The organism is Mycolicibacterium peregrinum (genome assembly GCF_001665625.1).
GTDB lineage: Bacteria > Actinomycetota > Actinomycetes > Mycobacteriales > Mycobacteriaceae > Mycobacterium > Mycobacterium peregrinum_B.
The window spans coordinates 76,065-102,086 of the sequence record NZ_LZSY01000061.1 but is presented as its reverse complement, the minus strand read 5'-3'; the positions used below and the strand labels follow the sequence as shown (position 1 = coordinate 102,086).

20 protein-coding genes are annotated in these 26,022 nt (G+C 67.5%); 9 read left to right on the top strand and 11 right to left on the bottom strand.

Features of this window, described 5'->3' with window-relative positions:
• A partial coding sequence (locus A5779_RS08190) for a PA-phosphatase (protein WP_207549045.1) occupies nt 1-396 on the bottom strand: 396 nt, incomplete at its 3' end.
• Nucleotides 393-923 (bottom strand): mycothiol transferase, encoded by a 531-nt coding sequence (locus A5779_RS08185; RefSeq protein ID WP_064880718.1) that lies wholly within the window; start codon nt 921-923, stop codon nt 393-395. The genes A5779_RS08185 and A5779_RS08190, both read right to left, overlap by 4 nt.
• 54 nt (nt 924-977) lie before the next feature.
• On the opposite strand from A5779_RS08185, the gene A5779_RS08180 reads away from it, so the two are divergent.
• Entirely contained in the window at nt 978-2,519 is a 1,542-nt protein-coding gene (locus A5779_RS08180; RefSeq protein WP_064880695.1) for a serine/threonine-protein kinase, read from the top strand.
• The gene (locus tag A5779_RS08175) at nt 2,519-3,007 is read left to right on the top strand and encodes a hypothetical protein (protein WP_064880693.1); all 489 of its coding nucleotides are present in this window, start codon (nt 2,519-2,521) and stop codon (nt 3,005-3,007) included. The genes A5779_RS08180 and A5779_RS08175 overlap by 1 nt, the downstream gene beginning before the upstream one ends.
• A 3-nt stretch (nt 3,008-3,010) precedes the next feature.
• Here A5779_RS08175 and A5779_RS08170 read toward each other — a convergent pair whose 3' ends face one another.
• A complete protein-coding gene (locus tag A5779_RS08170) occupies nt 3,011-3,397 on the bottom strand; it encodes a VOC family protein (protein WP_064880691.1) in 387 nt (128 codons plus the stop codon).
• Between the two features lie 74 nt (nt 3,398-3,471).
• On the opposite strand from A5779_RS08170, the gene A5779_RS08165 reads away from it, so the two are divergent.
• Entirely contained in the window at nt 3,472-5,193 is a 1,722-nt protein-coding gene (locus tag A5779_RS08165) for an N-acyl-D-amino-acid deacylase family protein (protein WP_064880689.1), read from the top strand.
• Here the strand turns inward: A5779_RS08165 and A5779_RS08160 are convergent.
• Both A5779_RS08160 and A5779_RS34425 read right to left on the bottom strand, forming a co-directional pair.
• Nucleotides 5,165-6,565 carry a bifunctional adenosylcobinamide kinase/adenosylcobinamide-phosphate guanylyltransferase gene (locus A5779_RS08160; protein WP_064880686.1) on the bottom strand — a complete coding sequence of 467 codons (1,401 nt, stop codon included), beginning with the start codon at nt 6,563-6,565 and terminating at the stop codon, nt 5,165-5,167. The two genes, A5779_RS08165 and A5779_RS08160, sit on opposite strands and share 29 nt — an antisense overlap.
• Nucleotides 6,556-6,807 (bottom strand): TroA family protein, encoded by a 252-nt coding sequence (locus tag A5779_RS34425; RefSeq protein WP_413784900.1) that lies wholly within the window; start codon nt 6,805-6,807, stop codon nt 6,556-6,558. The genes A5779_RS08160 and A5779_RS34425 overlap by 10 nt, the downstream gene beginning before the upstream one ends.
• A gap of 279 nt (nt 6,808-7,086) precedes the next feature.
• Between A5779_RS34425 and A5779_RS08150 the strand changes: the two genes are divergently transcribed.
• Nucleotides 7,087-7,467, top strand: coding sequence for a hypothetical protein (locus tag A5779_RS08150; RefSeq protein ID WP_064880683.1), 381 nt, complete (start codon nt 7,087-7,089; stop codon nt 7,465-7,467).
• 97 nt (nt 7,468-7,564) lie between these two features.
• On the top strand, nt 7,565-8,218 hold the full coding sequence (locus A5779_RS08145; RefSeq protein ID WP_064880682.1) for a response regulator: 654 nt from the start codon (nt 7,565-7,567) through the stop codon (nt 8,216-8,218).
• Here the strand turns inward: A5779_RS08145 and A5779_RS08140 are convergent.
• Nucleotides 8,196-8,561: a response regulator gene (locus A5779_RS08140; RefSeq protein WP_064880680.1), complete on the bottom strand. Its 366-nt coding sequence runs from the start codon at nt 8,559-8,561 to the stop codon at nt 8,196-8,198. The genes A5779_RS08145 and A5779_RS08140 overlap by 23 nt on opposite strands.
• Before the next feature lie 87 nt (nt 8,562-8,648).
• Between A5779_RS08140 and A5779_RS08135 the strand changes: the two genes are divergently transcribed.
• A complete protein-coding gene (locus tag A5779_RS08135; protein WP_064880678.1) occupies nt 8,649-10,241 on the top strand; it encodes a sensor histidine kinase in 1,593 nt (530 codons plus the stop codon).
• 69 nt (nt 10,242-10,310) lie between these two features.
• Here A5779_RS08135 and A5779_RS08130 read toward each other — a convergent pair whose 3' ends face one another.
• On the bottom strand, nt 10,311-11,369 hold the full coding sequence (locus A5779_RS08130; RefSeq protein WP_064880676.1) for a cupin domain-containing protein: 1,059 nt from the start codon (nt 11,367-11,369) through the stop codon (nt 10,311-10,313).
• A gap of 227 nt (nt 11,370-11,596) precedes the next feature.
• Here A5779_RS08130 and A5779_RS08125 point away from each other — a divergent pair, with 227 nt between their 5' ends.
• Entirely contained in the window at nt 11,597-12,796 is a 1,200-nt protein-coding gene (locus A5779_RS08125) for an alpha/beta hydrolase family protein (RefSeq protein ID WP_064880673.1), read from the top strand.
• Nucleotides 12,797-12,879: 83 nt separating this feature from the next.
• Here the strand turns inward: A5779_RS08125 and groL are convergent, their stop codons facing one another.
• The gene (gene groL / locus A5779_RS08120) at nt 12,880-14,505 is read right to left on the bottom strand and encodes a chaperonin GroEL (RefSeq protein WP_064880671.1); all 1,626 of its coding nucleotides are present in this window, start codon (nt 14,503-14,505) and stop codon (nt 12,880-12,882) included.
• A gap of 403 nt (nt 14,506-14,908) precedes the next feature.
• On the opposite strand from groL, the gene A5779_RS08110 reads away from it, so the two are divergent.
• Nucleotides 14,909-16,657: a BamB-related PQQ repeat family beta-propellar protein gene (locus tag A5779_RS08110; RefSeq protein WP_064880666.1), complete on the top strand. Its 1,749-nt coding sequence runs from the start codon at nt 14,909-14,911 to the stop codon at nt 16,655-16,657.
• A 4-nt stretch (nt 16,658-16,661) separates the two neighbouring features.
• Here A5779_RS08110 and A5779_RS08105 read toward each other — a convergent pair whose 3' ends face one another.
• The 3 genes from A5779_RS08105 to A5779_RS08095 form a co-directional block, all read right to left on the bottom strand.
• Complete coding sequence (locus A5779_RS08105; RefSeq protein WP_064880665.1) at nt 16,662-18,440, bottom strand: BamB-related PQQ repeat family beta-propellar protein; 1,779 nt, start codon at nt 18,438-18,440, stop codon at nt 16,662-16,664.
• 95 nt (nt 18,441-18,535) lie between these two features.
• Nucleotides 18,536-19,324 (bottom strand): polysaccharide deacetylase family protein, encoded by a 789-nt coding sequence (locus A5779_RS08100; RefSeq protein WP_064880662.1) that lies wholly within the window; start codon nt 19,322-19,324, stop codon nt 18,536-18,538.
• A 170-nt stretch (nt 19,325-19,494) separates the two neighbouring features.
• Nucleotides 19,495-20,331, bottom strand: coding sequence for an LLM class F420-dependent oxidoreductase (locus tag A5779_RS08095; RefSeq protein ID WP_064880660.1), 837 nt, complete (start codon nt 20,329-20,331; stop codon nt 19,495-19,497).
• Between the two features lie 430 nt (nt 20,332-20,761).
• On the opposite strand from A5779_RS08095, the gene A5779_RS34785 reads away from it, so the two are divergent.
• A complete protein-coding gene (locus tag A5779_RS34785; RefSeq protein WP_064880658.1) occupies nt 20,762-25,978 on the top strand; it encodes a hypothetical protein in 5,217 nt (1,738 codons plus the stop codon).
• Nucleotides 25,979-26,022: the final 44 nt, after the last annotated feature.

Below are 26,022 nucleotides of genomic sequence, written 5' to 3'. Positions count from 1 at the left end.
CAGCACCCACAGCCTCATGCCTGCCACCAACACGAGCAAGCTCGTCCCTGCCACGAGAAACGTGGTGTGACCGCTGGGATAGGCCAGCGCACCACCTTTCTCCCTACCGAAGATCGGCTTGATGACGCGAACGACGGTGATCGCCACCAGCGGGCTCACCACCATGGCGAGCGCCAACCGTTTCCGGTGTTGGCGCAGCGCCACGACGATGCCGACCAGCAACGCGGCCGCCACCAGCAGCGGCTGGCTGAGCACCAGGAAGACGTCCCGATACGAACCGAATTCGACGCCGATCTGCTGGAACCAGTTGTCGATCGGCACCGGTCCCGTACGGACGGCCCGGCCGAGCAGGACCATGACGGTGAGGCCGACGACGGGCCACCACCGGGCGATCAAGGGATGATGCCGCGCAGATACGCGGCCTGGCCCAGGTGCTGGGCGCAATCATCGATGATGCTGACCAGCCGGGCACTTGCCGTCACCGGCGGATCCCACCGGCTGTCGACGATGCGGCCGAGGTCGGAGGCGGTCACCCCGGCGATGTAGGCCAGCGTCACCTTGTGCACTGCCAGGTAGTAGCCCGCCAGCAGTTCGGCTGAGGCGTGCACCTTCGCAACGTCCTCGGGGCTGTGGCCGTAGCCGATGTCGTTGCCCGGTAGATCGAGCCCGAACCGATCCTTCCAGCCGTCGCGGGTCCACACCTGCTCGATCCCGGCGATGTCGCACAACTGCAGGTCCTGGCAGCGAGCACTGTGCCAGATCAACCAGGCGATGCTGTTGGCCTGCGGTGTGGGCCGGTAACTCGACACCTCTTCGGTCAGCCCGTCGGTGAGATCGTCGACATGCTCGATGAGCCGGGTGAACGCGTCGCGCAGCAATTCGCGGACGGCATCGGAACCGGCGTTGGAGTCAGCGGCAGCCATGGCATCGACGCTACTCGCGAAACGGCCGATGGCCGGTCCGACTACCATCACTGCATGCCGTTGAATACCGGTGACGTGTTCGCCGGGTACACGATTCAACGTCTACTCGGCTCAGGCGGCATGGGCGAGGTATATCTGGCCCAACATCCGCGGCTCCCCCGCCAGGATGCGCTGAAGATCATGCCGGCCTCGCTGACCAGTGACGCCCAGTACCGCGAACGGTTCAACCGCGAGGCCGACATCGCCGCCTCGCTCTGGCATCCCCACATCGTCGGCTTGCACGATCGCGGCGAGTACGAGGGCCAGCTGTGGATCGCGATGGACTACGTCGACGGCACCGACGCCGCGCGGCACGTGCGTGAGCGGCACCCCGGCGGCGTCTCCCTACGTGAAGCGGTCGAGATCGTCACCGCCATCGCCGAGGCGCTCGACTACGCCCACGAGCGCAACCTGCTGCACCGCGACGTGAAGCCTGCCAATATCCTGCTGACCGGACCCGAAGCGGCTCGTCGTCGAATCCTGTTGGCCGACTTCGGCGTTGCCCGTCGGATCGATGACATCAGCGGGATCACCGCCACCAACATGGCCGTCGGTTCCATGGCCTACTCGGCTCCCGAGCAGCTCCTCGGGCAGTCGATGGATGGGCGGGCCGATCAATACGCGCTGGCAGCCAGTGCATTTCAGCTCCTGGCCGGGCACTCGCCGTTCCACCACTCCAACCCGGCGGTGGTGATCAGCAAGCAACTCAACGAGCCCCCACCGAGCCTGGGGACCGAACGTCCCGAACTGGCCTACCTGGACGAGGTCATGCTCAAGGGGATGGCCAAGGACCGGGCCGGCCGCTACCCGCGGTGCAGCGATTTCGCCAAGGCGCTCGCCGACGCCCGGCCGACGGCCGCTCCCCTCACGCAGCGGCCCCCCACGCCGCAACCGCAGCCTCAGCCGCCGGTGTCGGTATCGCCACGGCCGCAACAGTTCTCTTCCGAGCCCCCGCGGGTCATCACGGCCCCGAGCTTCACGGCATCCACCCACCCGGTGGCCGGCCCATCGCACTCCTCCCCCCACTGGTCGGGGCCGAGCCCGATCCCGCAGCCGCGCCGCCCCGAGAAGAGCAGCGCGGCAAGGGTTGTGGTGCCTACCGTTCTCGCAGTGCTGTTGGTGTGCGCCATCGGCTTCGCGATCAGCCAGTTCGTCCGCGATGCCCCGGTGGCGCGAACGACGCCGTCGTGGCAGCCATACGTGGACGCCGCCCAGACTTTCGCGTTGCACACCGTCACCGTGAGCGCAGACACGGTCGACACCGATCTCGCGACGATCATGGACGGCGCCACCGACGAGTTCCGCGCCGACCTGCAGAACCAAGCACCGCAGATCAAAAAGAAGGCCACGGATCTGGGCGTCAAGACCGACGGAACGGTCACCGGGGCCGGCGTCGAATCGTTGTTCTCCAACGAGGCGGTCGTGCTCGTCACCGTCGACACCAAGGTGACCGTCACGGTCAATCGGGTCGGTGTGGTTTCACTGCAACGGGTCAGGGTCACCGTTGAGCACGTCGACGGCAGCTACAAGGCCTCGAAGCTGGAGTTCGTGAACTGATGGGCACACGCACACGTGGCTGGACGCTGTCGGTCATCGCGCTGATCGTGGGGATCGTCGTCGCGGGCGGCCTTGGCTTCTGGCAATTGTCGGTCAAGAGCACTCCGGCGCCCGCCCCGATCGCCGACGACGACCAGGCGCGCGAGCAGGTCACCGATTTCGTGAAGACCAATGTGGTCAAGGCGCTGAGCTTCACCCCGACCACCAGCCGGGCCGAGATCGACGCGGTCACCGAAATCCTGACCGGCACCGCCGTCGACGAATACCGGAAAACGATCCGCGCGAAGTCGGACAACGTCACCCAGTCGGCGATTGTCCGCAACACCGGAGTGGAATCGCTGACCGCCGACGAGGCCAAGGTGGTGGCGTTCGTCGACCAGAGTTCCGAGACCGCCGGCGGTCCGTCGACCAAGGACGCGGTGGCCTACCGGGTCAGCCTGACCCGCGTCGACGGCGACTGGCGGATCTCGGAACTGGAACAGCTCTAAGGGCTACTGCGGGGCAGCCCCGTGGAACACCGCCTCGACGTTGTTTCCGTCGGGATCGCGGACGAATGCACCGAAGTAGCCCGGGTGGTATTCGGGCCACAGGCGTGGCGCATGTAGCGACTCGGCACCCAGACCCAGGGCCGCGTCGTAGAACGCCTGCACGGCATCGGCGTCGGCCGCGTGAAACGCCACGTGGATTTCCCGGTTGGGCCCACCGGCATCGCCGGCACTGGCATCGGCGATCCAGAAGTCGGGCTTACCTTCACTGCCGTAGCCGATCGCCACCTGGTAGTCCAGCTGTCGGCTGTACCCGAGTACGCCCAGCACAGAGTCGTAGAACTCCTTTGATTTGGCCCAGTCGGTGCAATTGATTCCAAAGTGATCGATCACCGGTCGATCCTTGCATCCGGCACCGACACGTCGCGCCTGTTCCGCGATCGGCCGTGGCGTCGTACGTTAGTTAGGTGACCTACGACTTGTGCATCCGTGGCGGAACCATCGTCGACGGCCTGGGCGGCGAACCGTACGTGGGAGACATCGCCGTGCGAGACGGCGTCATCGCCCAGATCGGTTCCGTGACCGGGACCGCCACGCGCGAGATCGATGCCACCGGACTGTTGGTCACGCCCGGTTTCGTCGACCTGCACACGCACTACGACGGGCAGGCCATCTGGTCGGAACGGCTCAACCCGTCCTCGGCGCACGGGGTCACCACGGCCGTCATGGGCAACTGCGGTGTCGGGTTCGCACCGTGCCGCGCCGACGACCACGACGTGCTCGTCGACGTGATGGCCGGCGTCGAGGACATCCCCGGGGTGGTCATGGTCGACGGACTGCCGTGGACGTGGGAGACGTTCCCCGAGTTCCTCGACGCATTAGGGGCCAGACAGCTCGATATTGATGTGGCGGCGTTCCTGCCGCACTCTCCGCTGCGGGTGTACGTCATGGGCCAACGCGGCATCGACCGCGAGCCCGCCACCACCGAGGATCTGGCGCTGATGCGCAAGCTCGCCGCCGAGGCGGTCAACTGCGGCGCGCTGGGGTTCGCCTCGTCGCGGCTGACCATCCACAAGACCGAGAGCGGCCGGCCGATTCCCAGTTACGACGCCGGCTACGCCGAGATCGAGGCGATCGCGCGAGGGGTCGACGACGCAGGCGGCGGCCTGATCCAGTTCGTGCCGGACCTGGTCGCGGGTGACTACGAGCCGGCGCTGCAGACGGTGTTCGACGTGGCCGCAGACGTCGGGTTGCCGGTCACGTTCACGCTGGCGATCGGCAACGCCGGCCCGGCGTTCTTCGAGGACGCGCTGCGCATGGTGGAGAAGGCCAACTCCAACGGCGGCGAGATCACCGCCCAGATCTTCCCGCGGCCGATCGGACTCGTGCTCGGCCTGGAGTTGTCCGGCAATCCGTTCGTCCTCTACCCGAGCTACCGCGAGATCGCCCACCTACCGCTGACCGAGCGGGTCGCGGAGATGCGCAAACCCGAAGTGCGCCAACGGATTCTGAACGACACCTCGGCCAGTGACGGGCATCCGCTGATGTTCGCGGTGCAGGCCTGGGACTACATGTACCCGCTGGGTGAACAGCCCGACTACGAGCCCGACCCGTCGAACTCCATCGGTGCGCGGGCCCGGTCCCGCGGCGTCGACCCGCTCGAGGAGGCTTATGACCGCCTGCTCGACGACGACGGGCACGCCATGCTGCTGGTCACGCTGGCCAATTTCCGCGACAACTCACTCGACACCGTGGCCGAGCTGCTCCGCCGCGACGACGTGGTGCTGGGGCTCGGTGACGGCGGGGCGCACTACGGGATGATCTGCGACGCCAGCTTCCCCACCTACCTGCTGACCCACTGGGTCCGCGACCGCAGCACGGGCACGCTGAGCGTCGCCGACGCCGTCCGGGAACTGACCTCGGTGCCGGCCAGGGTCGCTGGGCTGGCCGATCGCGGTCGAATTGCATTGGGCTACAAGGCTGATCTGAACGTCATCGACCACGCGGCACTGCGACTGCACCGTCCCGTCGTCGCCTACGACCTCCCCGGCGGTGGACGTCGCCTCGACCAGACCGCCGACGGCTACGTCGCGACCGTCGTCTCCGGTGAGGTCATCGCCGAGAATGGTGTACCGACCGACGCGCGACCCGGCCGGCTGGTCAGGGGGCGGCAGGGCGCTCCCGCCTGAGCCCGGCGCCGGGCCCCGGCAGCGGGACCGCGGTACCTGCCACCATGAGCACCACCTCGTCGCATTCCGCGGCTATCCGAGTGTTCACGATTCCGAGCAGATCGCGAAAGAGGCGCCCTGAGACGGTATCCGGCACTACGCCGCTGCCGACCTCGTTGCTCACCGCCACTGCCGTGACATCGCAGTGCCGCCAGGCCTCCACCAGTTCATCGACATCGCGCTCGACCGACGCCACCGGTGCACCGTCCCAGCAACCGTGCCGATCCATCCGCGCCGCCAGCCAGGTACCCAGGCACTCCACCAGGACCGGCACCCCGGTGGCACGCAATATTGCTGCGATGTTGGAGGTTTCGACGGTCTGCCATTCCATGGGTCGACGGTCCCGGTGGCGCTGAACACGTTGCGCCCAGTCCGAGTCACCTCGCCGAGGGCCGCCGGCCGCCACGTACACCACCTGCGATTGGCCGGCCAGCATCGTTTCGGCCTGCACCGATTTGCCTGACCTCACGCCACCGAGAACCAATGTGCGCGAGGGCGGGACCGCCAGCGACGCCGTTGACTCCCCCAACGACACCACCTCTCCGTCCCGGCCGGCACGCGCACCGTATCGGCGCAGCACCCGGGCCAGTTCGGGCCCCGGTGGGTTGAAATGGCTCAGATGAACAGCGATGACATCGGTATGTGCTTGCACCGCACCCGATTCCCGCAACTGGGCCAGCGTGCGCGCGAATGACCGAAGGTCATGGTGGTCAGCGCGGTGCTCGGTACGGGAACCGAAGGTCTCCTCGAGAAAGACGGCGTCGAATCCGGCGCCTGCCACCGCCGCGTGCGTCTCCTCCGGCAGCGGGCCCGTGTCAGTAGCCCATAGGAACCTTGTCCCCGAGCGGGTTACGTCATAGAGGACGGCGTCGTCCACGATTCCATCGGAGTGCTCGGCAGCCACCACGCGAACGGCAAAGTCGCCTCCGGGCGCCGGCAGGATCAACTCGTCGCCCGGGTGTACCGCGCGGAATCGGATCGGGTCATCGGGCCCCACCCAGTCGCGACACTGATCCAGCGCACCGGGCGGCCCCACCACGTCGAGGGGCTCCGTCCGGCCCACCCAGTGCCGCATGACCAGAGCTGCGGGTCCGACGTGATCGAAATGCCCGTGGGTCAACAGGATGTGGCGTACCGCGGCCAGAGTCCGTCCTCCGCGCAGCGCAGCGCGCGGCGCCTCAGGACCACAATCGATCAACAGAGTGTCGTCGATGAGCGCTGCCGTCTGCCCGCGAATCTCGCCGGCTACCAGCGCCCACCGACATGACCGGCACGCGCAGAACGGGCTGGGCCAGCCGTCGGCACTGCCGGTGCCCAACAACATCACGTCCATGGACGCACCTCGTCCCGAACGGGCGTCGGCACTTCGCTCGGATAGTTCGACTGGCCGTCAACGGCCACCACCTGATTACCGGCACCGAGCGCCCAGAGTGTCTCTGTCGCCGAGGGGCTCAGTGAGACGATGCGCTGAGGTGGGGACTGGCCGCCGCTCCCGCCGGGATCCGGGGCGGGTGCGCACGCGGCGAGGATGAGCATTGCCGACACCGCCGCCAACCGGCAGCCCACGCGTCTCACCAGAACCAGTCCTTCATCCGAGGAGGTTGTCGTCCGTGGCTCAGCTGACCTGGCTTATCCGCACCGGGTGGCGCGGCTTCACAGTTGCGGGACAGCGCGGGCATTCCAGAATCACCTGGGCACTCGACTTCACTGGACACCACGGCCCCGGCGTTGCCGGGGTTTCGGTGAGCCTAGCCGAGCCCGCCCGAAGCACCTCCCGGCTCGTGCGCGGACGCCAATCTTCACCGGTCTGACAGGTCGGGCACCCCCGGCCGTCAACCGGCCTATTCTCACGTCATGAGCGTGAAAGTGGACCTCAACCAGCTGGCCGACAAGCTGGCGGACTACACGTTCGCCTATCTCGTCACGGTCGACGACAACTACCACGCGCACACCGTCGCGGTGGAGCCACACCTGGTCAACGGCGTCATCCACGTCGGCCCGGTCGGCGGTCACACCCGGAGAAACCTCGCGTCCCACGAGCACGCGACGCTGGTCTGTCCGCCGCGGCAGTCCGGTGGGTATTCACTGATCGTCGACGGGCGGGGCCGAGCCGGTGCGACCGAGGACGAGGCGCATCAGATCGTGCCCAGTCGCGCGGTACTGCATCGCAAAGCGGCCGCGCCCGGCCCGCCGGGCCAGTGCGACAGCGATTGCATCGTCTTGTCGGAGAACTGACCCAACGCGCCAGGCCCGCCGAGCACGCGAGAACTGCCCACTGAACAGCGAGAATCCACGCCTCACATCGCGATCCCTGCGATGCGAGAATGACCCCGTGCACGAAACGCGGGTGGTCGTTGCCGATGACGACGTGTTGCTCAGGGAGGGCCTTGCCAGCCTCCTCGAGCGTGGCGGCTTGCAGGTCGACGGGCAAGCCGGGAACGCCGAGCACCTCGTCAATCTGGTTCACGACCTGAAACCTCAACTGGCGATCGTCGATATCAGGATGCCGCCCACCCATACCAGCGAAGGTCTCGATGCGGCGAAATTGATTCGCCAGAAGTACCCCGAGACCGCCATCTTGGTGCTGTCGGCACACGTCGACGTCGAGCACGCGGTGGAGCTGCTGGCCGGCGGCCACAGCGTGGGCTATCTGCTGAAAAGTCGCGTCACCGATGTCGATGACTTCATCGATACGGTCAAGCGGATAGCCAATGGCGCGTCAGTCGTCGACCCGGCGCTGGTCCAAGAACTCATCTCGGCGCAACGCCGCGACGATCCGCTGGCCGCGCTCAGCGCGCGCGAGCACGAGGTGTTGGCGCTGATGGCCGAAGGACTGTCCAACGCCGGTATCGGACGGCGGTTGTGGGTCACCGAGGGCACCGTGGAAAAGCATGTCCGCAGCATCTTGACGAAGCTGAGCCTGCCGGAGACCGGCGACGACCACCGGCGGGTCCGTGCCGTCATCATGTACCTGGAAGCTCGGTGATGAACCTGCGGATGGCGGCGGCAGACAAGCTCATCTTCGGCAGAAACCCCAGCGCCGGGCTGGCAGCGGTCAGATCGGCGAAATCCTCTTGGTCGTGCGTGGAGATCATGATGACCGCCGGGCACGGTGATATCTGGCGATGGATGTCCTCGGCGACGTCGAAACCGTTCTCATCCCCGAGATCCACGTCGACGAGCACGATGTCGGGTCGCAAGGTGCGGGTGTACCGGAGCGCCTCGGCGCCGGTCGCCGCCGCCGCCACGACATCGACCCCCGAGCCCGCCAGGATGCGGCGTGCGGCATCGCCGAACGCTGCACTGTCGTCGACGATCAGACAGCGCATGGTGTCTCCATTACGCTCCGCATTGTTCGAGAGTGGCAGATCCAGCAACCAACCGGCATTGCGGCTACCCGGAAGAAATTCGCGGCCGTGACCACCACCCCGTCGGCCACGACGGATACTCCTCCGCGCGGCCGCACCAGACGCGAACGGCTGTTGGCCGTTCTGCTCCGCCCCACCACCCCACCGGTGCGGTGGGGAATCGTCACGGCGGTTGTCGTCATCGGACTGGAATTCGTCATCGTCGATCAGCTGAAGCGGATTGCGCCGGACAACGCGTTCGGTGCGGTGTTCCTGTTCGGAGTGTTGGTGGTCTCGGCCGGGTGGGGTTTTCGCCTTGCCATCACGATGTCGATCGCCAGCACGTTGGCCTATGTCTACTTTCACGTCAGTGAGGGGCAGGGCAGCCTGGCACCCGCCATCGTCGTTTTCCTCACCTTGGCGTTTTTGACGAATCTCCTTGTCGGGCAGGCGCGTTTGCGCGCAGTAGAGTCCGAACAACGGCGGCGGGAAGCCGATGATGCCGCAGAGCTGGCGCGCACGATGCTGCGAGGGGCGGCGGCCTTGCGCCGGGTCGCCACTTTAGTAGCCCGCCGTGTCGAACCTGCAGACCTCTATCAGGTGGTCGTCGATGAGCTCGGACGCGGCCTCGACATCGAGCACGCCACCTTACTCCGGTATGAATCTGATTCTCACGCAGTAGTTCTGGCGTCTCGATCTCAAGATTCCCACGACCGCCGCCTGCCCACCGGAGAACGCTTCGGGCTGGATTCTGACACCGTTGTCGGCCTCATCGCCCGATCCGGGGCGCCGGGCCGGGTGACGACATACCGGCACCGCGGCAGTGCGGCCGCCGCGCGGCTGGACGACCTCGGCATGCGCTCGGGGGCCGGGGCGCCGATCCTGGTCGGCGACCGTATCTGGGGTGCACTCATCGCGAGCAGTGTCAGCTCTGAACCGTTGCCCGAGGACATCGAAGTACGGGTCACCGACTTCGCCGACCTGGTTGCCACTGCGATCTACAACGCCGAGACCCGCGCAGAGCTGACTGCGTCGCGCGCCCGTATCGTTGCCGCCGCCGACCAGGCCAGGCGTGGTTTCGAGCGGGATCTCCACGACGGAGCACAGCAGCGCATCGTGTCGATGGGACTCGAAGTCAGGGCCATCGAAGCCACGCTGCCGGACGACGACACCGTGCTTCGACCCCGGATGGACGCCCTCGTCGACTCCCTTTCCAACTTGCACACCGACCTGCAAGAACTGTCTCGCGGCCTGCATCCGGCGGTACTGTCCCGGGGCGGCCTCGGGCCCGCCCTGAAGACCCTTGCCCGCCGATCACCGGTGCCGGTCGACCTCACTGTCGAGCTGACTGGCCGGATGGCGGAATCGATCGAAGTGGCCGGCTACTACCTGGTTGCCGAATCCCTGACGAATGCCGCCAAATACGCCAAGGCGCACGAGGTGATCGTGCGGGTGACGGCCGGCGAGACCGCCCTGCACATCGAGGTCGCCGACGACGGCGTCGGCGGAGCGAACCCGGCTGCGGGTTCTGGACTGATCGGTTTGAAGGACCGTGTGGAAGCGCTGTCGGGACGCTTCGAGGTGACCAGTCAAGCCGGCGCCGGAACCACCGTCAGCGCTCATATCCCATTGCCTGCCAACGAACACCAACTCAGGCGCTGAGGAGTTCCAGCAGATCGTCGCTGATATGCACATGTCGGTTTCCTTGGCGCGTGACGAGGCGGGGTCCGGTCAGACCGTGGCCGGCGGGTCGACGGGGTTGATGCGATTGACCACGAGCGGGTCGACGGGCGTGAAGGGAAACACGGGCAGATCGTCGATGTGCGTGTTGAACGCAGCGGCCAGAACCTCTCGCGAGTACGCGCTGGCCGAAGCCTTGTAACCGATGTCCGCAGGGAAGGGCTGGTCGAAGAAGATCAGGAAGTGCCAGTCCTCGGCACCGATGTTCTCGATGTGATGGGGATAGGCGGCCGGGATGAAGTACATGTCACCGGTGGTCAACGTCCAAGTATCCAGGGTGCCATCGGGATTCATCACCGTCATCCGGGCATCACCGCGGTGGACATAGCCCATCTCGCCAGTGACCGGATGCCAATGAGGTTCGCGCATACCGTCTTCGGCGACACGCAGCGAGTACATCGAGATGTCTTTGAGCGCCGGCCAGAACTGATCGCGGGCAAAGCGTGCGTTGCCGCTGGCGTAATCGAGGCCCGGCGCCTGGGCCTCGATGTCGAACTTGTGCGGGTCGTCGAAGTACGCCGCCGCGGGGATATCCGGGGCGCCGACGCGGGCCGCCAGCTTGTGGTCGGTGGTGGTACGGCGGATCTTGGCCATATCGGCCGACGGCAGGTCGTAGGTGTTGCCCAGCACGGAATCGGTGAACGCACCGAACGTCGCACCGAGCCCGAAGTCCTCGGGACGTTCGTTGCGGAACGCGATGATGAACTCCGCGACGTCGGTGCCGATGTTCTCGATGTGGTGTAGGGCACCGGAATCGATGTGGAACATCTGCCCGGCGGTCACGATGAAGCTCGCGAAGCGGCTGTGATTGTCGAGCACCGACACCAATGCGGTGCCGGAGACACAATAGGTGAGCTCGTTGGCATTGGCGTGCCAGTGCGGGGTACGCATGGCACCCGGGTTCAGCAGCACCCGCTTGATCGACAGGTTCTTCAGGATGGACAGATTGTCGGCCGTCACCCGCCGCATCGATCCGAACTCGTTCTCCTCGACGATCTCACCGGCGAGCAGGGAGCCGGCATGGCTGATCCGCTCCGAAAATGTGGTCATACTGAGCCTCCTGTGTTCTCGGGTACCGATAACACTGGCCCGTACGCCGGCCGCAGTCATCCACGCTAGCGCCCAGCGACAGAACCGGCAGCGGTAACGCGATCTTCCAGCTAGCCGGTAGACCCGTTGGGTGACATCGGCCAGCCCTTATCGGTGCCAGCGGCAAAGACGGCTGCGCGATTTGTCGAGACCATTGGGGCGCACCGATTTTCGAGGAGGGAAGCCCCATGGAATTCATCTTCAAAGATGACGCATTCAAATTCGAGACCCTGCGCGCCGCCGGATTCGCCCCGGACGCGGGCGCCGACATAGGCGAGGTCGTCGCCACCACCGCCCTCATCCCGGAGGGAGACGAGGAGGCTTGGACCCGGGCCTGGACCTCCCTTGCCGACCGCATCGCAATGCGCGGCGAGGACTCGCTGAAAGCCGGGGACCCTGTCAGCGCACGCGAGGCGTTCTTCCGCGCTTCGAGCTACTACCGCTCGGCCGAGTTCTACCGGCGCGCAGACCCACTCAACGATCCGCTGGTGCTGGAGCTGGCCGGGCTGTCCCGCGACTATTTGCTCAAAGCCGCGGAATTGCTCGACGGGCCGGTCAAGCAGGTCGCGATTCCCTTCGAGAACACCGAACTGCCCGGCTACCTGTTCCTCGTGGATGACACCGGCACCCCGCGGCCAACGGTGATCTACACCAATGGCTTCGACTCGACCGCCGAAGAGGGATACTTCGTCATCGGCGCGGCAGCTCTGCGTCGCGGTTACAACTTCCTGGCCTACGACGGCCCCGGCCAGGGCTGGATGATTCGCGGGCAGAAGGTCCCTTACCGCCCCGATTGGGAGAACGTGCTGGGCCCGGTGGTGGATTGGGCGCTGACAATCCCGGACATCGCGCCGGACAAGATCGCGCATTTCGGATACAGCCTCGGCGGATATCTGGTGGCGCGCTATGCATCTCGCGATCACAGGTCGGCTGCCATCGTCTGCAACGACGGGCTGAGGTCGTTCTATGCGTCCTACCCACCCATCCCGGGTGATCTGCTGGCGTTGATCGAAAACCACCGAGACACAGAGGCGCTGCCTGCGCTCGACGCCATGGCCGAAAGTGACACCAACGCGCGATGGGGCCTGCAGAACGGCGTGTGGGTGAACGGCACCGCCAACTTCGCCGAATACGTGCGTAGCACCGCTGCATACACCCTCACCACCGACGATATCGGCGCCATTCAGACACCGGTCCTGCTGCTCGAGGGAGAAGACGACAAAGTCTTTGCCGGACAAGCGGCCGCCGTCGCCGCTGAGCTGCGGGCCCCGCACGAACACGTTGTACTGCACAGCATCGACGGCGCCGGTCAACACTGCCATGAAGGCGCCATGTACCAGCTACACCAGACCGTGTTCAACTACCTGGCCCGGACCCTGTCCACCTGAGCGCTCCCCTGCAGAAACGAAAAAGCCCGGTCTGCCGAAGCAGACCGGGCTTTCCCGTGTGATCTTCCGCGTAAGCGCAGGACTTAGAAGTCCATACCGCCCATGCCACCGGTCGGGTCGCCCGCGGGCGCTCCGGCCTTCTCCGGCTTGTCGGCGACGACGGCCTCGGTGGTGAGGAACAGCGCCGCGATGGACGCCGCGTTCTGCAGCGCCGAGCGGGTGACCTTCACCGGGTCGGCGACGCCGGCCTTGAGCAGGTCCTCGTACTCACCGGTGGCGGCGTTCAGGCCGGTGCCGGCGGGCGAGTTGGTGACCTTCTCGGCGACGACGCCGGGCTCCAGGCCACCGTTGAAGGCGATCTGCTTCAGCGGGGCCGACAGCGCGACGCGCACGATGTTGGCGCCAGTGGCCTCATCACCGGTGAGCGACAGCTCCTCCAGCGACGGAGCCGACTGCAGCAGGGCCACGCCACCACCGGCGACGATGCCCTCTTCGACGGCAGCCTTGGCGTTACGCACGGCGTCCTCGATGCGGTGCTTGCGCTCCTTGAGCTCCACCTCGGTGGCAGCGCCGGCCTTGATCACCGCAACACCGCCGGCCAGCTTGGCCAGGCGCTCCTGCAGCTTCTCGCGGTCGTAGTCGGAGTCGCTGTTCTCGATCTCGGCGCGGATCTGGGCGACACGGCCCTGGATCGCGTCGGCATCGCCGGCACCCTCGATGACGGTGGTCTCGTCCTTGGTGACCACGATCTTGCGGGCGGTGCCCAGCAGCGCGACATCGGCGGTCTCGAGCGAGAGGCCGACCTCTTCACTGATGACCTGGCCACCGGTGAGGATGGCGATGTCCTGCAGCATGGCCTTGCGGCGGTCACCGAAGCCCGGGGCCTTGACGGCGACGGACTTGAAGGTGCCACGGATCTTGTTGACCACCAGGGTCGACAGGGCTTCGCCCTCGACGTCCTCGGCGATGATCAGCAGCGGCTTGCCGGACTGGATGACCTTCTCCAGCAGCGGCAGCAGGTCCTTGACGGTCGAGATCTTCGAGCTGACCAGCAGGATGTAGGGATCCTCCAGGACGGCTTCCTGACGCTCGGCGTCGGTGACGAAGTAGCCCGAGATGTAGCCCTTGTCGAAGCGCATGCCCTCGGTGAGCTCCAGCTGCAGCCCGAAGGTGTTGCTCTCCTCGACGGTGATGACACCCTCGTTGCCGACCTTGTCCATGGCCTCGGCGATCAGGTCGCCGATGGACTGGTCACCGGCGGAGATACCGGCGGTGGCAGCGATCTGCTCCTTGGTCTCCACCTCCTTGGCGGACTTCAGGAGGGTCTCGGTGACCTTCTCGACAGCCTTCTCGATGCCGCGCTTCAGGCCGAGCGGGTTGGCGCCGGCAGCGACGTTGCGCAGACCTTCGCGAACCAGTGCCTGGGCCAGAACGGTGGCGGTGGTGGTGCCGTCACCCGCGACGTCGTCGGTCTTCTTGGCGACCTCTTTGACCAGCTCAGCGCCGATCTTCTCGTACGGGTCCTCCAGCTCGATCTCCTTGGCGATGGACACACCATCGTTGGTGATCGTGGGGGCGCCCCACTTCTTCTCCAGGACGACGTTGCGACCCTTGGGGCCCAGCGTCACCTTTACCGCGTCGGCGAGGGCGTTCAGGCCCCGCTCGAGGCCGCGACGGGCCTCTTCGTCATACGCAATTGTCTTAGCCATTGCGAAGTGATTCCTCCGGATAGGGGATCGCACGTTGTGTGGTCAGGTTCAGTGCCCGCGACGGACGGCTGGGGTGTGCTCCCGCAGGTGCGGTCCCTGCCTCACCGGCCCGACCTGGCACTCACTGATCGAGAGTGCCAACTGCATTCTTAGCACTCGACCATGGCGAGTGCAAGGTTGCGAGGGGGCCACTACAGGTTCTCGCCTTCGCCCGTCGCGAAACGAAGCAGGCGGTCGGCCTGGCCCTCGCCGATTTCTACCTCAGGGCGGTTCCCGATGCCGTCTGGCAACCCCTGGGTAGAAAACGGCGGAAGTCCACCCCGAAGGTGACGGGCCTGCGGTGTTTTCCCGCCCTGAGGTGGCCCGATGCTGTGGCAGAGTTCTGACCCGAGGGGGTAGCCGAGTGAGTGACGAGACAAGTAGCGGCGACGACGAGCGCAGATCCACGGTGACGCGCGCGGGCCGGTTGACCATCTCATTGGGCTGCGGTCTGGTGTTGGGAGCAGTGGGCCTCGCCATCTATGCCTACGCGGCACGGGTGCCGACCGGGCAGACCGCGACCTACCTGGCTCCTGCGAGCCACCTTCTCCTCATCTCTCTGATCGGCGTATGCGTCGCCGGCGCAGCCACCGTCTGGCTCGGTGCGCGGGCCATCGCCGGCCTCGACACAACCGGGCACGCCTCACTACTCCTCGCGGGAACCGTCGCCGTCGCGGCCTACGGGCTCCTCACCGCCACATCCGCACAGCACGCGCTGTTGATCTCGGGCCCCGGCGCGCGTCCGGTCATCGTGATCGCCCAGGTGTCCTGGATCATCCTCGCGTGCGCAGCGGTGATGGTGCTTGCGGGCGCGACCTCCGCGTCACCCGCCGCTGCGCGCCGACCGGGCCAGACTGCGGTCGCCGTGTTCGCAGCCTCCGGCGTCGCCGTGGCCGTGGTGGCCGGCGTCGCTGTCACGTCGCTCAGCCCGGTCGGTACATCCTCGGCAACCACCGCCCCGCGAGTGGCGATCCCAGCGCTGCCGACGTCCGTCGGCACGCAGGTGGCCTACACCATCAAGCTCGACTCGCAGGTGGCTCTACCCGCCGGGCCGGGATTCGTCAGCACCAATGCCGACGCGGTGATCGCCTACGACGGGACGACCGGCGCGCAGCGGTGGCACTTCCCGACGGCCGACCTGCCCGCGCGCTGCGGCGACGTGTCGCTGTGGTCGACCGGGGTCCGCGACGATGCGGTGGTGGCGGTGCAGTGCACTCGCCCGCCCAATACCCAAGACCCCGACAAGTACTCGTCCGACCACGACGATGACGTCGCATTCCTGGTCGGGCTCGACGCCACGACGGGCGAACAGTTGTGGATCAACGACTCGGGCTGGTACCTCCGCGGCCGGGCGAACGGCGATGGTGACATCCTGGCGGCGATCGGCCCCCACAAGGTCGGCGCGCTCGATCCGCGGACCGGTAAACCGTTGTGGGCCAAGGACCGTCCGGATGACAACTGCAGCCGGAGCCGCTACGACGCCGTCGGCTCCACGGTGATCTTCGTCGACGCGTGCGGCGATGCGCTCCACCTGTACGACGCGGAATCCGAGTTCACGATCGACTTCACCACGCAGACCGGCTTCCCATCGGGTGACGTGACGACGGAACTGCTGGCGGTAGACGGAGACATCGTCGCTGTTTATGCGAGTGGAATCAGCAGCGTCGACGGCGTACTCCTGACAGTCGACGTCGAGACCAAGGCGGTGCATGCCACACCCGTACCCTTCGTCCGCACTCCGGATCTCGAGAAATCGCTTCCAGGTCCGGTGGTCGAAATCGGTGACAACAGCAGAGCCCAGACCGTCACGCTCTACACCCCCGGGCAGCAGCGGACTGTGCCAGTCACCGGGCTGCAGATGCTCATCGAACCCGACGTCCAGCGATGGGCTCGGGTGGGCGACGAGTTCGTGACGGCCGCTGCCTATCAAGATCGTTACGACGAACGACTGGCGACGGTGCCAGTCACCGGTGGTCCCGCCGCCATCAGAACCGCGCCGTGCGGCGACCGGACAGGCGGCGTGATGCCGGTACCTGGAGCGGTTCTGGCGCTGTGCGCCAACTATTCAGACAAGGGCAGTATCACCAGCTACGACGTTCTCGGACTGCGTTGAGGCGCTATCGCACGGCGGCGACGGCATCCACCACGCCGCATGCGACAAGCACCGCACCGGGTACGAGGGACACTGTCGGTGCAACTTGCATGCGCCCTTCGCACGGATTCGGCAGCGTGTGGGCGGGGCCCGACTTGCCGATAATCCGCATCGGGACGGGATCACGTTGCGCTACGGGCGGGAGCGGGGCATCGGGCAGCAGAGTCAGCCATTGGTCCCCGACCCGCGCCATCGCCCCCCAGGTCTCCTCTCCCCCTTGCCACGCCAACAACAACCCGGTGTCGATGGTGACGCCGTCGCGCAGATCGTGGATCGAAACCGGTTGTAGCTCTTCACGATTGTCACTGACGGGGGTGAGCATGAGCGAGTCCGCATCGATGAACCTGGCGTCGTGACGGTCAGGCACCCGCACGATCACCCGGGCTTCCGCGACGTCGATGACCAGGGGCGCCCCGGCGCCGGACACCAGCGCGCGGTCACCTGAAGTGGCACCGATCGTTGGATGGGAGTCCGGCGCTCCCGGCGGGATACCGAGCGACGAGGCGGTGATCACACCGTGTTGCTGTCCGGTCTGCGGGTCGAGCACCTGCGTCAGTACGTCGGAGTTGTCGTCGCAGGTGCTCATCAGGATGAAGTTGTCGGTGGCACGCATCGATGTCGTGCAGTCACGACCGAATGTCTTGGTCCACAGCTCATTTCCGTTGCGTGTCGCCAGGGCGGTCCACCTCACGCCACCGTCCGGTTCCGGACTGCTGGTCAACAAGACACCGGATGAGAGGGGGTAGTCGTCGTCGAATGAGTCGTGATCAACGCGTGTCCACAGCAGGGCTCCCGTAGTGGCGTCGAGGGCAATCATCGCATCGGCGGGGATGTAGGCCTTCACCAATACCACGCTGTCGGGCCCGATGCCCGTGGTCCGCAATTCACTGGCGTTGAATCTGGGCACGCTGAAAGTCCAGCGCCGCTTCCCTGTCGCGCCGTCATAGCCGACCACGGTTTCCTGCCGGTATTCAGGTCCGTTCTCGATGTGCACCCAGCCTGCACCACCGGGCCGGGCATAGGTGGCCAGCGACGACACCTCGGTCCGGTAGGCGACGGTGCCGGTCAGCGTCGTCAGCGCCGGCGGGTCGATGCGCTCGGCGGTCTCGTTGTGGAACGGCGACTTCTTCGCAATGGCCATGGCCGGTACCACAAGTGCTGCAGCGACGACGACGGCCACTGCAGCCGCCGCCCAACGGCTCACCGCAAGGCGGCGAGGCGCGCGGTGAGGCCGTTGGGTCCGGTGGGCCGTCGCACAGAGCACCGCCAGAGCCGCCAGAGCCAGGCATGCGAACCACCAGGCGGCGTGGGCGACCGTGGTGACGGCGAACGGGTGCAGCGCGAGCTGATCCTCGGTGGCCTGGCGAAAGGTCTTGGAGATGGTTCCCCGGCTCTGCGCCATCAATGCGGCCACGACGAGGACGAACAATGCCGGGCTGGAGTAGGCCACGAACCTGGCCCGCCAGCCCGGCGACTGCCGGTACACGCGCCCCACCACGACGTATGCGGCGACCAGCAGCGCTACCCCGGCGACAACGAAAGTCGTGCGCCACAGCACCGTGGTGAGCGACGAAAAGTCTTCGCCCAACGGCAGTTCCGGTGTTCGGTGCATCCAGCCTAGACCCAGGCATGCGACGGCGGCCACCAGCAGCCCCGCGAGCAGCCCGAGTAGTAGGGCGGGTTGCCGGTACGTGGTTCCAGCTTTTTTCTCGACCTCGCCTGTGTCCTGGTCCCCCACGGTCATCCGCCAAACCTAACCCGTAGGCGCGGCGGCCCACGGCACATGTTGACGCCGCGCCTCGACCGAACTGCCCGGCAATTACCCTGCGGCCAGCCCGGTCAGCGAGGTAGTACGAATTGCCAACCTGCTGCCTGCATCGCGGGGATCGCCTCGGCGAAACCGGCGTGTGTGCCGGACTGGGGGTGGTTCATGTGGGCGATCACGATCGATCCCGGCGCGGCGTTCATGACGTTGGCGCGCACGGCGGCCGCGGAAGCCGTCGCACCGTTGTCGGCGTTGACGGTGAACCCCAACGGTTGTTCGCCGAGTTCATGGACGATCTCGACGGCCACGTCGTCATAGTGCGCGGTGCCGGGACGAAACCAGGTCGGGGCCCGGCCGGTCAGCGCGGTCAGCTTTTGGTGGTTGCCCCACACCTCACCGACCACCTCGTCGGCCGACCGGGTCCCGGCGATCCCGTAGGCCGACCGACCCGTCACGGACAGGGGCACATGACGGGTGCCGTGGTTGCCGATCTCGAACAGGGGATTGGCCGCCAACTGCCGGGCCCGGTCCGGATTCCGGTCGATCCATCTCGAGTTCAGCATGAGCACCGCCGGAACACCGTTGCGCTGCAAGGTATCGAGCAGGGCGTCGTCGCAGGCTCCGTCACACGCGTCGAACGTCAGGGCGATCTGGCGGCCGGCGGCGGCGAACGATGAGGTGATGCCGGGCAGCGCCATTCCCCACTGCGTGGGTGGACGCCTCTTGTTGAGTACTGCGACCGAAGGCGGGTCGACGGCGTTCGGGTCGGCGCGAGCGGTCGGCACCACCCCGGCACGCAGCGCATACCCGGCGGCGATCGAACCGACGGCGGTCGCCGTCAGGAATGAACGCCTGGTGATCACATGCCGGACGGTAGGCGCGGATCTTGTAGGTCGGCCTGCGATCAGCTGTGGGTTGACTGCGGACGCGTTCGGTCGCCGGTTTCTACCGCAGGGCTGCTCTCAGCGCGCTCTGCCGACCCCCACGTAGAAAACCGCGCAGAGAAGGCAGCAAAACCGCGGCCCGAGAAAACTCAGCTTCCCGACTGATACTTCTGCACCGCCGCGGCGAACTCGTCGAGCTGGCGCAGTGACTCGTCTTTGCCCACGGACGGCAGGAACAGGCCCAGCTGCCCGAAGCCGAGATCCTCGGCGGCACGCCAATAGTCGGCTTTGACGGGTGCACCGAACATCATCAACGGCACGTCGCGCGCCCCGCCGTCATGCATCTGCCCGATGCGCTTGGCCAGCACGTCCCTGGGCAGCGGATTCGAGATCCAGCCGGCCCCATGGCGAATCACGCGCTTGACCGTGGCATCGGAGTTGCCGCCGACGTAGATGGGCGGGTGGGGCTTCTGCACCGGCTTGGGGCGGCAGTAGGAGGACTCGAAGTCGACGTACTTGCCGTGATACTCGGCGGGCTCGTCGGTCCATAGCGCCGTGACGGCTTCGATGCTCTCATCGAGCAGTGCGCCACGGGTTTTCGGGTCGGTGCCGTGATCGCGCATCTCTTCGAGGTTCCACCCGGCGCCCACGCCGAGTACGAACCGGCCGTCGGAGATGACGTCGATGCTGGCGGCTTCCTTAGCGGTGTGGATGGGGTCGCGCTGGATCAGCAGTGCGACGCCGGTGACGAGTTCGATCGTGGATGTCACCGCGGCCGCGGCGGCGAGGGTGACGAACGGGTCGAGCGTGTTGTAGTACCACGGCGGCAGGTCTCCACCGTTCGGATAGGCCGATTCGCGGCTGACCGGGATGTGGCTGTGTTCGGCCACGATGAGCGAGGCGAATCCACGTTCCTCGATGGCCCGGGCCAGCGATACGGGGTCGATGCTGTCGTCGTCGACGAAGGTGGCGATGCCGAACTTCATCTGGCCGACCTTACTCCCGGCAGGACTGCAGCATCTGGCACAGCGTCTGGCGGACTCTTTAACCGGCCCGACGACGTTTTTGAGCGGCCGGTCAAAAGTTTGGCAAATGTTCAGACCTGTTCGACCTGCACGATTCACGCCTCCCCAACCGTTGCGTCGGGCAAAACAGCGACTCAATTGCTTGCATCTGCAACGATCGCGAAAATCCACCTGAGAAAAAGCTGAGATCTTGATTCCCGGTGCGTTAGTTTCACCGCCAGCTAAGGGAACAGTCGTTGGAAGTGGCTCGCGTCAGCGTCGTCAATTTTATTGACGCTGCCGTCACTTTGGCATCGGGAGACCAGGGAGAATTGTGGGGAAACACAGCATTGCGCAGAGTCGTGGCCGTCGGGCCGCGGTAGGTCCGATCGCGACGGCAGGACTGGCAAGTGTGGCGTTGGCAGGTGCCGGCGTCTTGCTCCTGTTGGGGCCGGACTCACCGACGATGAGGTCGGTCTCCGCAGATGTCAGGCTGGTCAACACCGAAGGCCCGAGCAGTGGTGACAACTCCGGTGCGGACAAGCCTTCGGACACCACCGGCAACACCGGGGCCAACTCCAAAGCCAAGAAACCGGGGCACCCCTCCGTCAAGCAGGTCCAGGAACGTCTGCGCGAGCGCGCCACCGAAGCCACGAAGGCCTTCAACGACCGTGCCGCCGAGGCCAAGAAGGCTGTCGACGACATCGCCGATGGCGTCGGGCTCAAGCGCGGCAACGCCACCGATGACAACGAGACCCGGGGCCCGCTGTGGCGGCCGAAGTTGCCCGCGTCCTCGAAGGCGGACAAGACCGACAAGGCCGACCCGAAGGACGGCCTGGATCCCACCACTTCCGATGAGCCCAAGCAGCAGTGGAAGCGCACCCCCGCGAATGTGCTGCAGGACAACCCGATTTCCCACCGCCTCAGCGATCTGACCGAACGGGTGGCGGCCGCCCTGCCGGATCCCACCCCCCACGACAAGCAGCTGAACTCCGGCGTCACGACCGGTTGGCTCGGCGGTCGGTCGGCGGATCCCGCGCCGGCCGAGCCGCAGGCGTTCGTCGCTCCGACACCTGCTCCGGCACCCGCGCCGATCAGTCCGATCACCGGGCTGCTGTCCGCGGTCACGCTGGGCACGATCATGACCCCCAACGCGCCGACGGAGCCCGCCGACATGCCGGGCGTCTGGGCTGTGATGGCCTGGGCGCGTCGGCAATCGGCGTACACCGTGGACAACAACACGGCCGCTGCGCGCAACACATTGGTTGCCCCCACGCTGAATTCGGCAGTGCTCGACCCGACCGAGATCGTCAACCGGTGGATCTACCAACCGGTGCACTACGGGGCGCAGCTGTGGATCACCAGCCCGCTGGGGTCAGCCCTCGGCAACACCATCAACCAGATATCGGGGCAGCACCTGATCGGCAACGGCGCCGACGGCACCGAGGCGAACCCCGATGGCGGCGACGGCGGTCTGTGGATCGGCGACGGCGGTGACGGTTACGACGGTGTGGCCACGGGTCAGGCCGGCGGCGACGGCGGTGATGCCGGCTGGTTCGGTGACGGCGGTGAGGGCGGCAACGGCTGGGCCGGCATGAACGGCGGTGACGGTGGCGACGGCGGCAGCATCTTGGGCATCGGCGGCGACGGCGGGGACGGCGGCGCATCGTTTGACCTCCAGCCTGCGGGCAACGGCGGCCGCGGTGGCGACGCCAACGGCTGGCTCTTCGGCATCGCCGGCGACGGTGGCCGCGGCGGCAACGGCATCACCGGTGCCAGTGGAGCGGCCGGCGATTGGAATGTCGACTACGGCAACGGATATGGCAACGGCCAGGACGGTGGTGTCGGCGGCGGCAACGGCGGCGATGGTGGCGACGGCGGTGACGCCAACGGGTTCCTGTTCGCCAGCGGCGGCAACGGCGGAGATGGCGGTGACGGCGGCACCGGCGGTGTCGGTGGAACCGGCGCCAACGGCGACGCCGCTCATCTCAGCGGCGGCACCGGCGGAACGGGCGGCACCGGCGGTGGCACCGGTGGCATCGGCGGCGCGGCCGGAGCCGGCGGCGGGTTCTTGAACCTCCTCGGCCACAGCGGCGTCGCGGGCAGTACCGGCAATCAGGGCAGCGGTGGCGACGGCGGGGCCGGCGGCATGGGATTCGGGCTCATCACCGGCGGCGCGTCGGGGACGGCAACCGGCGGGTCCGGTGGCGCCGGCGGGTCCGGTGCACAGTCCACCACCGCCGGAGCCGGACATGGCGGTGGCGGCGGCGGTGGCGGCGGTGGCGCCGTCCTCAGTGCCACCAATGGCGGAACCGTCGACGGCACCGCCACCGGTGGAACCGGTGGCCGCGGCGGCAACGGCTCGGTGACCGCGGCCGGCGGCGACGGTGGAACCGGCGGTATCGGTCAGATCACCGCCGACGGAGCAAACAGCAGTGCCACCGGCGCCGCCCACGGCGGCGAGGGCGGCAACTCGACCGGCACCGGTACCGGCGGCGACGGCGGCCTGGGCACTGTCAAAGCGACGTCCGGCGGCACGGCTACTGGCACGGGTACCGGCGCCACGGGCGGTGCGGGTGGCGACGGCAGCAATGGCGGTATTGGCGGCAGCGGCGGCATCGGTGGGGTGGTTGCCCAGCGCGCCACCAGCATCGCCACAGGTACCGCGACCGGTGGCGCCGGCGGGAACGCCGACGGTGCCGACAGCACCGGCGGCGGTGGCGGTGACGGCTGGATTCAGACCGGCTATGCCGCCGCCAATCTCGGCGCCGGCAGCAACGCCAGCGGCAACGCGTACGGCGGCAAGGGCGGCGATGCCACCACCGGCGGCCACGGCGCAGTCGGTGGCATCGGCACCGTGATCGCCTCGGGCACCAACTCGACAGCCAGCGGCAACGCGTACGGCGGTGACGGCGGTGCCGGCTCCGACGGCGGAACCGGCGGACAGGGAGCGCGAGCGCAGATCACGGCATACGGCAACGACTCCACGGCCGACGGCACCGTCGACGCGGGTAACGGAGGCACCGGCACCGGCACCGGCATCACAGGCGGTGACGGCGGCCAAGCCCTCATCGGTTCGGGTCAGAGCTCGGGCTTCGGCAACGCCGTCATAACCGGAGGCAAGGCAACCGGCGGTAGCGGCGGCAACGGTACGGCGGCCGGCAACGGCGGCAACGGCGGCGGCGCCAGTATCACCGCCAGACGAATCGCCGATTCCATCATCGACAGCACCGCAACCGGCGGCAACGGCGGCACCAGCGGGGCCACCGGCGGCACCGCCATCATCAACACGGCCGGCGCCAGCGACCCCAGCGTCATCAAGAATTCGTCTGCTACCGGCGGTAACGCCGGTGCGGGCGACGCCAACGGCGGCGTCGGCGGAAACGGCGGTGCGGCCTCGGTCAACGCCGCCGCAGGCGGCGACGTCGACAGCGGCCATGCCAAGGGCACCGATGGTGGCAAGGGCACGAACGGCGGCAAGGGCGGCGCAGGCGGCGCAGGCACTATCGAGGCCGTCGCCGCGGGCAGTACCGCCACTGGAACGGCCACCGGCGGCGTCGCCGGAAACGGCGACGGAGCGGGCAGCATCGGCGGTGCCGGTGGCGAGGGCAAGATCTCCGCCACGGCGTCCGGCGCCAATGCGAGCGGCGTCGGCACGGGCGGCGCCGGTGGCAACGGCACCAACGGCGGCACCGGCGGCGGCGGTGCGCAGGGTGGGATCTTCGCCCAGCGGACGAACAGCACGGCGACGGGTACAGGTATCGGTGGCAGCGGCGGCACCGCCGACGGTGCCGGCAGCACCGGCGGTGCTGGCGGCGGCGGCTGGATTCAGACCGGCTATTACGCCGGCGGAGCCAATAGCACTGCGGAAGGTTATGCCCGCGGCGGTGCGGGCGGCGGCGGGACGACTGGCGGACACGGCGGTGCCGGTGGAATGTCCGTCGTGCTCGCGACCGGAAACAACTCCAGCGCGAAGGGCAGCACGTACGGCGGCGCAGGCGGCGCAGGCTCCAACAGCGGCACCGGCGGCAATGGCGCGCTCGGACAGATCGTGGCCATGGGCGGCGGATCGCACGCGGAGGGCACCGGCACCGGCGGCAACGGTGGCACCGGCAACGGCGCAGGAATCAAGGGCGGCAACGGCGGTCAAGGTGTCGTCTCCGCGGGAGCCTCATCCGGAGCTGTCGCCAACAGCACCGCCCAGGGCAACGCGACCGGCGGCGACGGCGGCGCGGGTCAGGGCGGCGTCAACGGTGGCAACGCCGGCGGCGGCACCATCTCCGCGAAGGGTCTCAACGATTCCATCACCGGCGGCACTGCGTCCGGCAGCGACGGCGTGACCGGCGCCCAGGGCAATAGCGGACAGCTGAACACCGACAACGGCGGCAAGATCACCGACAGCTCCGCGATCGCCGGTCAAAGCAGCGACAGTGCCGTCGGTGGCGGCGCCAGCATCAAGGTCACCAGCGCGGGCAGTGTCGTCACCAACACCCATGCAAAGGGGGGTGACGCCGGTGCGGGCAATGCCAATGGTGGCGTCGGCGGCAACGGCGGCGCGGCCTCGGTCTCCGCGGCAAACGGTGGCGACGTCACTGATGGCGTCGCCAACGCAGGCAACGGTGGCGCAGGTATCAACGGCGGCAAGGGCGGTGCCGGTGGAGCGAGCACCATCTCGGCCACCCTCACGACGGACAACCTCACCGGGACCACAACGGGTGGGGTCGGCGGGACAGGCACGGGCACCGGGGCCACCGGCGGCGCCGGCGGCGCGGGCACCAACGGTGGTACCGGAGGTGCGGGCGGCGACGCCGCAATCAGCGCCGACTCCACCGGAACCGCCAGCGGCACCGCGACGGGTGGGGCCGGCGGCACTGGCACCGGTACCGGCAGCGTCGGCGGCACCGGTGGCTGGGCTGAGGTGCAGGCCGGCTACGGCAGCATCACCGGCGGCACGGCCAGCGGTACCACGACCGGCGGCAAGGGCGGCAATGCCACGGGCGGCGGCCACGGCGGTGCCGGCGGAGCCTCGCTGATCATGGCGGCAGGCGCCGGCAGCATCGCCACCGGCAACACCGCCAAGGGTGGTGATGGCGGCGCGGCCAACACGGCAGGCGCCACTGGCGGTGACGGCGGCTTCACCAACATCGCGGCCCTGAACGGAAGTATCACGGGCAGCACCGCAACCTCCGGAAACGGCGGCGCAGGTAACGGCGGCAACGGCGGCAAGGGCGGTGACGGCTGGATTCAGGCCTACGACCCGTCGGCCCCAGCCGGTACGGCCATCGTCAACGGCAAGTCGACTGCGGGTAACGGTGGCAATGGCGGCACCAACGGCAGCGGCGGCGCGACCGGCGGCAAGGGTGGCAACGGTGGCAACAGCACCTTCTGGAAGTCGGGTGGCCAGACATCCAACAACGGGGTGAACACCGGCGGCAAGGGCGGCAACGGCGGCAACGCCACTGCACCCGGCGTCGGCGGCAACGGTAATGGCGGCGCGGGCGGCAACGGCGGCGTCGGCGGCAACACCGCAGGTGTGCTCGGCAACGGCGGCGTCGGCGGCAACGGCGGCAACGCCCTGCCCGACGGCACGCCCGGCGCCGTCGGCTCCACGGGTGCCAACCAGCCCTGACCGTCAGCACGAAAAGAGAGGCCCGCTTCGGCGGGCCTCTCTTC

Bases quoted from the DNA above. Each gene is read 5' to 3' on its own strand.
- A5779_RS08175 (WP_064880693.1), top strand. From the start codon at position 2,519: ATGGGCACACGCACACGTGGCTGGACGCTGTCGGTCATCGCGCTGATC.
- A5779_RS08130 (WP_064880676.1), bottom strand. From the start codon at position 11,369: ATGACCACATTTTCGGAGCGGATCAGCCATGCCGGCTCCCTGCTCGCC.
- A5779_RS08185 (WP_064880718.1), bottom strand. From the start codon at position 923: ATGGCTGCCGCTGACTCCAACGCCGGTTCCGATGCCGTCCGCGAATTG.
- A5779_RS08125 (WP_064880673.1), top strand. From the start codon at position 11,597: ATGGAATTCATCTTCAAAGATGACGCATTCAAATTCGAGACCCTGCGC.
- A5779_RS08180 (WP_064880695.1), top strand. From the start codon at position 978: ATGCCGTTGAATACCGGTGACGTGTTCGCCGGGTACACGATTCAACGT.
- A5779_RS08160 (WP_064880686.1), bottom strand. From the start codon at position 6,565: ATGGACGTGATGTTGTTGGGCACCGGCAGTGCCGACGGCTGGCCCAGC.
- A5779_RS08095 (WP_064880660.1), bottom strand. From the start codon at position 20,331: ATGAAGTTCGGCATCGCCACCTTCGTCGACGACGACAGCATCGACCCC.
- groL (WP_064880671.1), bottom strand. From the start codon at position 14,505: ATGGCTAAGACAATTGCGTATGACGAAGAGGCCCGTCGCGGCCTCGAG.
- A5779_RS08105 (WP_064880665.1), bottom strand. From the start codon at position 18,440: ATGACCGTGGGGGACCAGGACACAGGCGAGGTCGAGAAAAAAGCTGGA.
- A5779_RS08140 (WP_064880680.1), bottom strand. From the start codon at position 8,561: ATGCGCTGTCTGATCGTCGACGACAGTGCAGCGTTCGGCGATGCCGCA.
- A5779_RS08150 (WP_064880683.1), top strand. From the start codon at position 7,087: ATGAGCGTGAAAGTGGACCTCAACCAGCTGGCCGACAAGCTGGCGGAC.